Below are 11,392 nucleotides of genomic sequence, written 5' to 3'. Positions count from 1 at the left end.
TCCTACTCCAAGGTGAACTGACGCTTCGCCGCCTCGCGGCTCACCACCTGGCCGATGACGCCATCCAGCGTGTCATCCTCCTTCGTGGGGTTCTGCTTGCGCGCATCCGCGAGGAACTGCTGGCGCGCCTTGCCAAGGTCCTGGATGCGCTGCTGGAGCGCCGCACGCTCCTTCTCCCGAGCCTCCAGCCACGCCTTGCGCCCCTCGCCGTCCAGGTTGCGCATCGGCTCGGGCAGGTCGTCAGCGGCGACGGCGCTCAGGTCCAGCTTGTTCTTCTTCACCGCGTCCACCAGGTCCCAGCTCTCGTTGGAGTAGTTCCCGGAGGACTTCGCCATCGAGCGCGCCGCCATGTTCTGCACCGACACGCCGCGAGAGAGGCTGTCCTGCTCCTGCTGCCGCATCTGGCTCGCCTTGCCCGCGGCGCCGCCATAGACGACGTAGGTCTTGTTCAGCTCCTCGCCCAGCTTTGCAATCTCCTGGTCCTGCGGCGCCGCCAGCTCCACCACCTTCAGGTTCTGGTCGATGTTCATGTAGCTGCCGTCGGCGAGCGTGGCGGCGGCCTTCCACTGGTCCGAGATGCCCTGCTCGTAGTCACCGCAGTGGATGGTGTTCACGGTGATGCCCTGCTTGCTGGCGGCGGACACGGCCTCGCGGAAGTCGACGGGGCCCTGGGTGAAGGTCTCGTTGCCGGCGATGAAGATGAGCCGCATCGCGTCCGGGTTCGTGCTCCAGGCGAGCTTCTGGGTGGCCTCCTGGATGACCTCGCCGCAGTGCTCGGAGCCGCCGGTGGTCCGCAGGGCGAAGAGGCGCTCGGAGATGGCATCCAGGTCCGTGGTGAAGGGCGTCAGCAGACGAATCTCATTCGCGCCCGCGCCCTCCCCCGCGTAGCCGTAGGCGTAGAGGGCCAGCTCGAGCCGGGGAGCGGCGCCCCCGCGACGGGCGCGCGCGAAGCGGTTCACGATGTTCCACAGCTGCGTGCGGGCCTGGTCCAGCAGGCCGTCCATGCTGCCGCTGGTGTCCAGCAGCAGGGCAATCTGGATGACGGGCGCCGAGGCGTCCACCGGCACGGGCTTCGCGGGAGGGACCGCCACGGGAGCGGGAGGCGCCACCGCGACGGGAGAGGGAGACACCACCACGGGCGAAGGCGGAGGCGGAGTGGACGCGGGCTTGCCCAACAGGAGCGCGGAGAGCGCGAGCACCGCGGCCGAGCCGAGGATGATGGGGAGCTTGAGGGCCGGTTTCATCGTGAGTCCTTTCGTGCGGCAGTGCCCTGAAGAGCACGCTTGGAACAGTAACGATGGAGACCGTCCGAAAGGTGTAACCGCCGTGTAACCGGGTGCGCGGCTACCGCGTGTCCCAGAGGAAACCCAGCTCCAATTCGAAGGCCTCGAAGGGCTCCGCGCGAACTATCGCGTGCGCCTCGTGGGTGACGGGCGGGGCGTAGCTTCGTCCCTCGAGGCGATGGACCTCCAACGTCCGGGCTATCGGATCGATGATCCAGACATGGCGCACGCCTTCGCGGGCATACAGGGGAAGCTTCAAGGAGCGGTCCAGCCGCGACGTGGACGGGGACAGCACCTCGCAGACCCAGTCCGGGACGACCGTGAAGCCGACCGTCTGCGGCAGCTCTGGCATCCGCTCACGTCGCCAGCCCGCGAGGTCTGGGACGATGACATTGCCCCCGGACGGATGAAGCTCCGGTTCGAAGAGGATGAGCCAGCCTCCAGGCCCACCCCGCCCCCGGTCGAACGGTCCGCTCAGCTCTCCCCCCAGTCGGAATGCCGCCAGCGCGTGCCGCGGCGCTGGCCGAGGGCTGACGTGCAGCACCCCATCAATGAGCTCCCCGACCACCGTCTCGGGAAGCGCCTCCAGGTCCGCATATGTGGCCGGCTTCTTGTCCATGACGTCCCCATACCCATAAGCCTCGCCGCCCAACCCCAGTTCCATGGTCATACGAGGGGAATAGCACCGGGGTCTGACGTGTGAGGGTGTCCATGCATCAACCACCCTCCCAGGTTGTATCGGCTGGACGGCGTACGCAAGGGGGCGATGCACCGCCACCCGGCTCGGGCCACACACGCGCACGCTGTGCAATCACGCGGCCATTGGCCCCGCCAGCTCAAGCACTCCGGAGCATCAGCCGTTCCACCACGGAGCGCACCTCACGCAGCCGCGCGGGGTCCGTCACGGCGACGAAGATGGTGTCGTCACCGGCCACCGTGCCGGCGAGCCCCGGAACCTCCGGCTCGCGATCCAACGCCAGCGCCAGGGCGGGCGCGTAGCCAGGCCCTGTCTTCACCACGAGCATGTTCGGCGGAGCCTCGATGATGCTGACGCGCTGCCGCTCGGTGGCCACCACCGGCTCCGTGGCCGCGCGCTGATAACGCCCGCCCACCTTCTGCACGCCCAGCTTCTTCAGCCGCCGCGACAGCGTGGACTGGCTCGGCGCCTGCCCTTCCGCTTCCAGCAGCTCCTGCAAGACCGCCTGATCGCTGATCTCCCGCTCCGAGATGAGCCGAAGGATTTCGTCGTCCAGGTTCATTCCCACCACCATGCATGCGCGTGAATTTCCATGCAAGGAACCCGCATGAAAGATTGCGGGAACATTACCCTTGCGCGTCGCGTCTTTCTGCATAATATCCGCGCCCCATTCGCGGAAATGCACGCATGCTGGTGCATATTCATCCACCTATGCATCCGGTCCAGGCCAGGGAGCGCAGGCCCATGAAGCACGTCACGCACATCAAGGATCTCGGCCCCGCGGGTGTAGAGGCCGTCCTCGCGCAGGCAGCGGCCTGGAAGAAGACGCCTCCGGGCCGTCATCTGGAGGGAAGCATCCTCGGGATGGTGTTCTTCAACCCGTCGCTGCGCACGCGCACCTCGTTCGAGGCGGTGATGCTGCGCGGGGGTGGCAACGCCATCATCCTGGACGTCGGCGCGGGCGTGTGGAAGCTGGAGCACCGCGAGGGCGCGGTGATGAACCTGGACCGGGCCGAGCACCTCAAGGAGGCCGCGCCCGTCCTCTCGCGCTTCGTGGACATGCTGGGCGTGCGGACCTTCTCGCAGGGTGGCGGCGACGAGGAGGACGAGGTCGACCCCATCATCAACGCGTTCCGCAAGTGGGCCACCGTGCCCGTGGTCAGCATGGAGTCCGCGCGTGAGCACCCCTGCCAGGGTCTGGCGGACGTGCTGACGTTGCGCGAGACGTTCGGCACCACGAAGAAGCTGCCCGTGACGCTGACGTGGGCGCCGCACATCAAGCCGCTGCCCAAGGCGGTCCCCAACTCGTTCCTCCTGAGCGCCGCGGCGGCGGGCTGCGAGGTGCGCGTGGCGCATCCTCCCGGCTTCGAGCTGCACCCCACCGTGCGCGCGGAGGCGGAGGCGTACGCCAAGGCCACTGGCGGCAGCATCACCTACACCCACGACCAGGACGAGGCGCTCGCCGGCAGCCGCGCCGTCTACGCCAAGTCGTGGGGCCCGACGGCCGCGGCGGCGTTCTCGCCCAACGACGTCACGGCGCTGCTCGCGTCGTATTCCGGGTGGATGCCCACGCTGCGCACCATGGCGAGCGCGGCGAAGGACGCCGCGTTCCTGCACTGCCTCCCCGTGCGTCGCAACGTGGAGGTCGCCGACGAGGTCCTGGACCACCCCAGCAGCCGCGTGGTGGACGAGGCGGGCAACCGCTTCCATGTCCAGCGCGCCCTGCTCCACTGGATGCGCTCGCAGTCCCGCTGAGCGGCGCCACCCAGGCGCGCCTCTCCCCTTCTCTTCCTTTCGAGGTCTCCCGTGCCCTTGTCACCCGACCCGTACTCCGCGCTTCGCAACGCCGCGCGCTATGTGCAGCAGTTCCGCCGCAAGACGTTCGTCGTGAAGCTCGGCGGCGCCATGCTGAGCGACCCGCGTCTGCGCCGCTCCGCGTGCGAGCAGATCGCCCTGCTGTGGACGTTCTCCATCCGCCCCGTCGTCGTGCACGGCGGCGGGCCGGAGCTGGACGCGCTGTGCGATGCGCTCCACCTGCCCGTGGAGAAGGTGGCGGGCCGCCGCATCACCTCCGGTCCCGTGCTGGACGCGGCGAAGATGGTGCTCGCCGGCAAGCTGCACACGGACCTGCTCGCGGACCTCCAGGCGGCGGGCGTGCCCTCCGTGGGCCTGAGCGGCGTGGACGCCGGGCTCATCAAGGCGCGCAAGCGTCCTCCCGTCATGGTGACGGAGCCGGGGGCCACCGAGGGCCGGCTGGTCGACTACGGGCTCGTGGGCGACATCGAGGCGGTGGACACGCGCGTGGTGGAGCACCTGCGCTCGGCCGACTACGTGCCCGTCATCGCGCCCCTCTCCGGCGGCGTGGACGGCGCCGTCTACAACACCAACGCGGACACCGTGGCGGCGGCGCTGTCGGTGGCCCTGTCGGCGGAGAAGCTCTTCTTCCTCGTCCAGGTGCCGGGCCTGCTGCGCGACCTGAATGACCCCACGTCGCTCGTCACGCTGGCGAACCTGACGGACCTGGCGACCATGGAGAACACGGGCGCCATCTCCGGCGGCATGCGTCCCAAGGCGCACGCCATCCGCCACGCGCTCGTGGGAGGAGTGGGCAGCGTGCACCTGGTGAGCGGCGTGGCGCCCAACGCGCTGTTGGAGGAGGTCTTCACCAACGAGGGCAGCGGCACCATGGTGGTGCGCGAGAAGGCGCCGAAGAACGCGGGGAACGGGGGATGAAGGCGGCGGAGCTGCTCCAGGCGCTGGTGGCCATCCCCAGCGTTTCGGGTGACGAGCGACTCATCGCGGACACGGTGTCCGGGTGGGCGGAGGGCTGGGGTGCGCGCGTCCAGCGGAAGGGCCACAACGTGTGGTTCTCCGTGGGAAGCGGGCCGCGCCGGCTGCTCGTCAACTCGCACCTGGACACGGTGAAGCCGTGCGCCGGGTGGACGTACGCGCCCCACGCGCCCGAGTGGCGCGAGGACCGCCTGTACGGACTGGGCAGCAACGACGCCAAGGGCTGCGTGACGGGGATGCTCGTCGCGGCCCGGACGCTCCTGAAGGAAGGCCCGCCGCCAGGCGGAGAAATCGTCTTCGCCTTCACCGCCGAGGAGGAGACGGGAGGCCTGGGCCTGGGCACGCTGCTGCCGGAGCTGGGCCCGCTGGACGCCGCGGTGGTGGGAGAGCCGACGAGCCTCAAGCCCTGCACGGCCCAGCGGGGCATGCTGCTCTTGCGCTGCACCGCGCATGGCCGCAGCTCGCATGTCGCGCACGCGCACAACGCGCAGGCGGTGAACGCCATCCACGTCGCGGCCGGAGACATCTCCACGCTGGCGGAGCTGCGCTTCCCGGCCCACCCGCTGCTGGGTGAGGCGCGGGCGCAGGTGACCCAGATTTCCGGAGGGCTGGCGCGCAACCAGGTGCCGGACGCGTGCGAGTTCTTCGTGGACCTGCGGACGACGCCGAGCATGGACCACGCGCAGGTGGCGACCCAGATTGGTGGCGTCTTGAAGAGCGAGGTGAAGGTGCACTCGGCGCGGTATCAGCCGAAGGCGACGGCCTCGCAGCAGCCCATCGTCCGGGCGGCCATCTCGGCGTCGGGCAACGAGCCGGTGGGCTCCAGCACCACGTCCGACTGGGCCTTCCTGGGCGAGCTGCCCACGGTGAAGGTGGGCCCTGGCGACACGCTGAGGAGCCACCTGGCGGACGAGTTCATCACCCTGGCGGAGCTGGACGCGGGTGCCGCCTTCTACACGCGCCTTCTGCGCGGCTACTTCGAGGAGGTGGCCCGTGGCTGAGACTCTGTGGGGCAAGGGCGCCGCGCTCGACGCGGTCATCCACCGGTTCACCGTGGGCGACGACCCCGTCGTTGACCTGGCGCTGACGCCGCACGACGCGCTGGGCAGCGCCGCGCACGCGCGCATGCTGGGCAAGGTGGGCCTGCTCAAGCCCGAGGAGTCGCGGGCCCTCGTCGGCGCGCTGAAGACGCTGCACGACGAGGCGCGCGCGGGTCACTTCACCATCCGCCCCGAGCAGGAGGACGGGCACACCGCGCTGGAGGCCGCGCTGGTGGAGCGCGTGGGCGAGCCGGGCAAGCGCATCCACCTGGCGCGCTCGCGCAATGACCAGGTGCTGCTCGCGGTGCGGCTGCTCCTGCGCGAAGAAGTCCTGGCGCTGGGCGCGGGCGCCGTGAAGCTGGCCGAGGCCTTCCTGGACTTCGCGCAGGCGCACGCCCACGTGGCGATGCCGGGCTACACCCATCTGCGACGCGCGATGCCGTCGACGTTCGGCATGTGGGGCATGGCCTTCGCGGAGGGACTGCTGGAGGAGCTGGAGGCGCTGCGCGGAGTGTGGGGCCGACTGGACCGCTGCCCGCTCGGCGCCGCCGCGGGCTTCGGCGTGCCGCTGCCCATCGACCGCGAATACGTCGCTCAGCTGCTCGGTTTCAGTCGCGTGCAAAGAAGCCCCATCGACGCGCAGAACGGACGAGGCCGCCACGAGTCCGCGGTGCTGGGCTGGGCCTGCAGCGTCGCGGGCACGCTGGAGAAGTGGCTGTGGGACGTGCAGCTCTACAGCACGGACGAGTTCGGCTTCCTCGGGCTTCCGGACGCGTTCACCACCGGCTCGTCCATCATGCCGCAGAAGAAGAACCCGGACGTGGTGGAGCTGGCGCGTGGGCGCTGCCGCGAGCTGCGGGGACTGGCGCACCAGGTGGAAGCGGTGGCGGGCGGCCTGCCCTCCAGCTACCACCGCGACTTCCAGTTGCTCAAGCGCCCCACCTTCGCGGCGCTGGCCTCCAGCCGCGCGCTGCTCGACGTGCTCGCCCGACTGGTGCCGGTGCTCCAGGTGAAGGCGGACGCAGCCGCGCGCGCCTGTGATGACACGCTGTACGCGGCCCACCACGCCTACACACTGGTGGCCGGTGGACAGGCCTTCCGCGACGCCTACCGCCAGGTGGGCCGGGAGCTTTCGGACGGCACGTTCCACCCGGACCGCGAGGCCCTGACGGCCACCCACCTGGGTGGCGCCGGAAACCTGGGGCTGCCCCAGGCCCGTGAGGAGCTGGCCGCCGCGCGCGCCTGGCTCGACGACACCCACCGCGCCCTGGCCACGGCCACCGCGCGCGTGTGGGACGTATGACCCCCTTCCCCGTGAGGAGTGACGACATGAGCAAGAAGAACGTGGTGCTGGCCTTCTCCGGCGGACTCGATACCGCTTTCTGCACGGTGTATCTGCGCGAGCAGGGCTACGCCGTCACCACCGTCACCGTGGACACGGGAGGCTTTCCGCCCGAGCAGCTCGCGAGCATCGCGGCCCTGTCCGCGAAACTGGGCGCCGTGGAGCACATCAAGGTGGACGCGCGCGGCACCCTCTTCCAGGGCTACCTGCGCTACCTCATCGCCGGCAACGTGCTGCGCGGACAGCTCTACCCGCTGAGCGTGTCCGCGGAGCGGGCGTGCCAGGCCGTGGAGGTCGTCCGCGTGGCGCGCGAGAAGGGCGTGCAGTCGCTGGCGCACGGCAGCACCGGCGCGGGCAATGACCAGGTGCGCTTCGACGTGGCGTTCCGCTCGCTGGCCGGTGACTTGGAGCTGCTCACCCCCATCCGCACGCTGGGCCTGAGCCGCAAGGAAGAGCTGGCCTTCCTCGCCGAGCGCGGCATCCACATGCCGCCGAAGCTGGGCTCCTACTCCGTCAACGAGGGCATGTGGGGCACGTCCGTGGGCGGCAGCGAGACGCTCAACTCGTGGAGCGCGCTGCCCGAGGCGGCCTTCCCCTCCGGGGAGATTCCCACCGACTTGAAGCCTCGTCCCCTGACGGTGGGCTTCGAGCAGGGCATCCCCGTGTCGCTGGACGGCAAGGCGCTGGGGCCGGTGGAGCTGGTGGAGGCGCTCAACGTGCTGGGGCGTCAGTACGGCATCGGCCGGGGCATCCACCTGGGCGACACCATCCTCGGCATCAAGGGCCGCGTGGGCTTCGAGGCGCCGGCCGCGCACCTGCTCATCACCTCGCACCGCGAGCTGGAGAAGCTGGTGCTGTCCGGCAAGCAGCTCTTCTGGAAGGAGACCGTGGGCAACCTCTACGGCTCGCTCTTGCACGAGGGGCACTTCTTTGACCCGCTGGTGAAGGACCTGGAGGCGTTCCTCAGCTCCTCGCAGGACCGGGTGACGGGCGAGGTGCGGCTGGTGCTGCACCCTCGCTCCATGGTGGTGGAAGGCGTGCGCTCGCCCTATTCGCTGATGGACGCGAAGGTGGCGACGTACGGAGAAGCGAACGTGTTGTGGACAGGCTCGGAGGCCGCTGGCTTCGCCAAGTTGTACGGCGTCGCGCAGATGCTCTCGCACCGGGCGAAGGGAGGCTGACATGAAGGTCTTCGTCGACAAGGTGGGAAGCGTCACCCGGAACCTGGGCCTGGGGCGCACCGTGCACCTCACGCCCGAGGTCAAGGCCGAGGAAGGCGCCGTCATCGCCATCCGCATCCACGGCGAGAAGACGGTCTACAACCAGCTCGAGGACGTCCACGGCCGCCTCGTCACGCTGCACGCGGGCGACATCATGGTGGGCGCGCTGGGTCACCGCAACGCGCTGCACGGCTACGAGGGCGTGGTGCCCGAGTCCGTCACCGTGGGCCAGCGGCTGCACGTGCTGAACATGGGCGGCGTCATCGGCAAGTGCACCTCGCACAACCCCGGCGTGGGCATGCCCTTCGAGGCGGAAGTGCTGGGCCAGGTGCTGGAGTTCCCGGAGCTGATGTCACGCAACGGGCAGCCCGCGCACGTGATGTCCGGCGCGCTCAAGGGCACCAACGTGGCGGTGAAGTGCCCCGTCGTCTACGTGGTGGGCACGTGCATGAACGCGGGCAAGACGTTCGCCGCCAGCGCCATGGTGCGCAGGCTGGCGCAGGCCGGATACCGCGTGGGCGGCGCGAAGCTCACGGGCGTGTCGCTGATGCGTGACACGCTGAGCATGCAGGACTCCGGCGCGGACGTGGTGATGGACTTCACGGACGCGGGCATCGTCTGCACGGGGCCTCGCACGGCGGCGCGAGTGGCGCGGGTGCTGTTCTCCGAGCTGGCGGTGTCCGACGTGGACGTCATCGTCGCGGAGACGGGCGACGGCATCATGGGCGAGTACGGCGTCCAGGCGATTCTGGCGGACCCGGAGCTCAAGGCGCTCGCGGGCGCGTGGGTGATGTGCGCCAACGACCCGGTGGGCGCGGCGGGCGGCGTGCGGCATCTGAAGGAGACGTACGGCATCGACGTGGACGTGCTGGCGGGACCGGCCACGGACAACGCGGTGGGCGTGCGCTTCGTGGAGCAAGTGGTTGGTGTGCCGGCGCGTAACGCTCGCGCGGACCCGGCGGCGTTGGGTGGTCTCATCCTGGAGAAGCTCTCGCCCAAGCTGGGCGCGGGGAGGAAGTCATGACGCGGGCGAACATCTACATCCTGGGGGCCTCCGGTTTCGGCGGAGGCGAGCTGTTGCGGATTCTCTCCGGGCACCCGGCGGTGGCCGGCATCCGCGTCGTGTCCCGGCACCACGCGGGCGAGCCCGTCCACAAGGTGCACCCGCACCTGCGCGGACTGGTGGACGCGAAGTTCGAGGCGGAGCCGGACTGGCGCTGGCTCGCGGACTCGCAGCAGCCCGTGCTGTTCAGCGCGCTGGGCCACGGCGAACTGGCCACCCAGTTCCTCGGCCTGGAGAAGAAGTGGGCCGAGGTGGGGCTCGCCGACCGCCTGCTGTTGGTCGACCTGTCCTCCGACTTCCGGCTGGACCACCCGGGGCGATACGCGGGCGCCTATGGCAAGCCGCACCCCGCTCCGGACCTGCTGGGCACCTTCACGTACGGCCTCACCGAGTGGAAGCGCGAGGAGATCAAGGGCGCCAGGCGCATCGCCAACCCCGGCTGCTTCGCCACCGCGGTGCAGTTGGCGCTCCTGCCCATCGCCGCCACGCCGGGCCTGGGCCTCCTGGCCGTCTCGGGTGTGACGGGCTCCTCCGGCTCCGGCTCGCTGCCGGGCGAGGGCACGCACCACCCGACGCGCGCGCATGACTTCCGCGCGTACAAGCCGCTGGAGCACCAGCACGAGGCGGAGGTCGAGGTCATGCTCGTGGCCCACGGCGCGCAGCGCCACCGGCTGGCCTTCGTGCCGCATTCGGCGCCCATGGTGCGCGGCATCTTCGCCACCGTGCAGTTCGAGTGGCCCGAGCACGGCGGCGCGGTGGTGACGCAGTCGCTGACGGACAAGTTCCGCCGCTACTACGAGGGATCCAAGTTCGTCCGCATCGTCGAGGGCACGCCGCGCGTCGCCGCCGTCACCGGCAGCAACTTCTGCGACATCTCCGTGGCGACGAAGGGCCGCTCCGTGGCCGTCATGGCCGCGCTGGACAACCTGGTGAAGGGCATGGCCGGCCAAGCCGTGCAGAACTTCAACGTGTCCCTCGGCTTCCCCGAGGACACCGGGCTGCGTCAGGCCGCCTGCTACCCGTGAACGACGCCGCGCCCGCTCCGGGAGCCATGGAGCGGGCGCGGTGGCCCACGGCCTCTTTCGAGGCCTGGGTTAGAGGACGCGGGTGACGGTCAGCTGCGACACGCCTTGCAGCACGGACAAGCCCTCGGGGTTGATCAGGCAGGCCAGGTTCAACAGCGCTGACGTATAGGTAATCGTCCAGGTCACGGTGGAGCCGTAGAACTTCCCGTGCAGCACCGTGCCCACGTAGGCCACCACCGTCGTCAGCCCCCCGACGTTGATGCTGGCCTGGGTGTAGTCGAACCAGGACGTCTCCCCCGTGTTCCAGGTGATGGTGGCCTCGGCTCCGCTCGTGGTCAGCGGACTCGAACACGTGAGCCCTGTCTCGAGGGAGGGACCAGTCGGCCGCCGTACATCCTCAAGGACCACGTGAAGTCCGCCAAGGAGCGCTGGGAGGAGGCCTGCTTCGTCCCGGCCGGCGCCACCCGCGCGGACTTCGAGCGGACGTGCGCCAACCTCGTGGATGAGCGCGGTGAGCGCTTCGAGCGGGGCCTCGTCGTCCGGAAGTACCTGCCCCTCAAGGTTTACGGCAGGACGCCCACCGGCCCCGCGCGCCTGGAGTTCCGCCTCTTCTTCGGACACGGCCGCCTGCTCGCGGCCGAGCCGTACCATGAGTTCGACGTCGAGGTGCCTGACTTCACCGCCTTCGAACCGCTGGGCCGCCGCATCGACTCACCCTTCTTCTCCCTCGACGTCGCCATGCTGGAGGATGGCGGCTGGGCCATCGTCGAGGTGAATGACGGCGGCGTCTCCGGCTTGCCCCCGGGGTTGGACCCTCGCACGCTCTTCGAGCCCCTGCTGGGGGCCGGGTAGCCAGGCACCCGCTACTTCGACCCCACTTGAGAGCACCCGTCACGGCGCGCACCTGGGTTATGGTGCGCGAAGGTTTGACG

The 11,392-nt window shown here is 69.9% G+C and carries 12 protein-coding genes; 8 read left to right on the top strand and 4 right to left on the bottom strand.

The features are described 5' to 3' along the window. Positions 1 to 2 precede the first annotated feature (2 nt). The 3 genes from G4D83_RS01945 to G4D83_RS01935 all read right to left on the bottom strand — a co-directional run bounded on the left by G4D83_RS01945 (position 3) and on the right by G4D83_RS01935 (position 2,554). The gene (locus tag G4D83_RS01945; RefSeq protein ID WP_163861973.1) at positions 3 to 1,244 is read right to left on the bottom strand and encodes a vWA domain-containing protein; all 1,242 of its coding nucleotides are present in this window, start codon (positions 1,242 to 1,244) and stop codon (positions 3 to 5) included. Between the two features lie 100 nt (positions 1,245 to 1,344). Continuing rightward, entirely contained in the window at positions 1,345 to 1,902 is a 558-nt protein-coding gene (locus G4D83_RS01940) for a Uma2 family endonuclease (protein ID WP_163861971.1), read from the bottom strand. Positions 1,903 to 2,119: 217 nt separating this feature from the next. Continuing rightward, a complete protein-coding gene (locus G4D83_RS01935) occupies positions 2,120 to 2,554 on the bottom strand; it encodes an arginine repressor (RefSeq protein ID WP_163861968.1) in 435 nt (144 codons plus the stop codon). A 170-nt stretch (positions 2,555 to 2,724) separates the two neighbouring features. Here G4D83_RS01935 and G4D83_RS01930 point away from each other — a divergent pair, with 170 nt between their 5' ends. From G4D83_RS01930 to argC, 7 genes are read left to right on the top strand one after another with little or no spacing between them, the layout of a single operon-like run. Then, positions 2,725 to 3,735, top strand: a complete 1,011-nt coding sequence (locus G4D83_RS01930) for an N-acetylornithine carbamoyltransferase (RefSeq protein WP_163861966.1) — start codon at positions 2,725 to 2,727, stop codon at positions 3,733 to 3,735. A 51-nt stretch (positions 3,736 to 3,786) separates the two neighbouring features. Next, positions 3,787 to 4,713 (top strand): acetylglutamate kinase, encoded by a 927-nt coding sequence (gene argB / locus G4D83_RS01925; RefSeq protein ID WP_163861963.1) that lies wholly within the window; start codon positions 3,787 to 3,789, stop codon positions 4,711 to 4,713. After that, complete coding sequence (locus G4D83_RS01920) at positions 4,710 to 5,771, top strand: M20/M25/M40 family metallo-hydrolase (protein WP_163861961.1); 1,062 nt, start codon at positions 4,710 to 4,712, stop codon at positions 5,769 to 5,771. The genes argB and G4D83_RS01920 overlap by 4 nt, the downstream gene beginning before the upstream one ends. Further along, positions 5,764 to 7,113: an argininosuccinate lyase gene (gene argH, locus G4D83_RS01915; RefSeq protein WP_163861959.1), complete on the top strand. Its 1,350-nt coding sequence runs from the start codon at positions 5,764 to 5,766 to the stop codon at positions 7,111 to 7,113. Before G4D83_RS01920 ends, argH begins: the two co-directional genes overlap by 8 nt. A gap of 26 nt (positions 7,114 to 7,139) precedes the next feature. Next, positions 7,140 to 8,333: an argininosuccinate synthase gene (argG, locus tag G4D83_RS01910; protein ID WP_163861958.1), complete on the top strand. Its 1,194-nt coding sequence runs from the start codon at positions 7,140 to 7,142 to the stop codon at positions 8,331 to 8,333. 1 nt (position 8,334) lies between these two features. Next, positions 8,335 to 9,396, top strand: coding sequence for a P-loop NTPase family protein (locus G4D83_RS01905; RefSeq protein WP_141643554.1), 1,062 nt, complete (start codon positions 8,335 to 8,337; stop codon positions 9,394 to 9,396). Next, the gene (gene argC / locus G4D83_RS01900; RefSeq protein WP_163861955.1) at positions 9,393 to 10,460 is read left to right on the top strand and encodes an N-acetyl-gamma-glutamyl-phosphate reductase; all 1,068 of its coding nucleotides are present in this window, start codon (positions 9,393 to 9,395) and stop codon (positions 10,458 to 10,460) included. Before G4D83_RS01905 ends, argC begins: the two co-directional genes overlap by 4 nt. A 69-nt stretch (positions 10,461 to 10,529) precedes the next feature. Here argC and G4D83_RS01895 read toward each other — a convergent pair whose 3' ends face one another. Beyond that, positions 10,530 to 10,868, bottom strand: coding sequence for a hypothetical protein (locus tag G4D83_RS01895; RefSeq protein ID WP_163861046.1), 339 nt, complete (start codon positions 10,866 to 10,868; stop codon positions 10,530 to 10,532). Here G4D83_RS01895 and G4D83_RS01890 point away from each other — a divergent pair, their 5' ends adjacent. After that, the gene (locus tag G4D83_RS01890) at positions 10,869 to 11,312 is read left to right on the top strand and encodes an ATP-grasp domain-containing protein (protein WP_240356097.1); all 444 of its coding nucleotides are present in this window, start codon (positions 10,869 to 10,871) and stop codon (positions 11,310 to 11,312) included. Positions 11,313 to 11,392: the final 80 nt, after the last annotated feature.

It is taken from the genome of Myxococcus eversor (assembly GCF_010894455.1).
Classification (GTDB): Bacteria; Myxococcota; Myxococcia; order Myxococcales; family Myxococcaceae; genus Myxococcus; species Myxococcus eversor.
The sequence above is the reverse complement of the archived record's forward strand: the minus strand, read 5'-3'. Positions and strand labels throughout refer to the sequence as shown.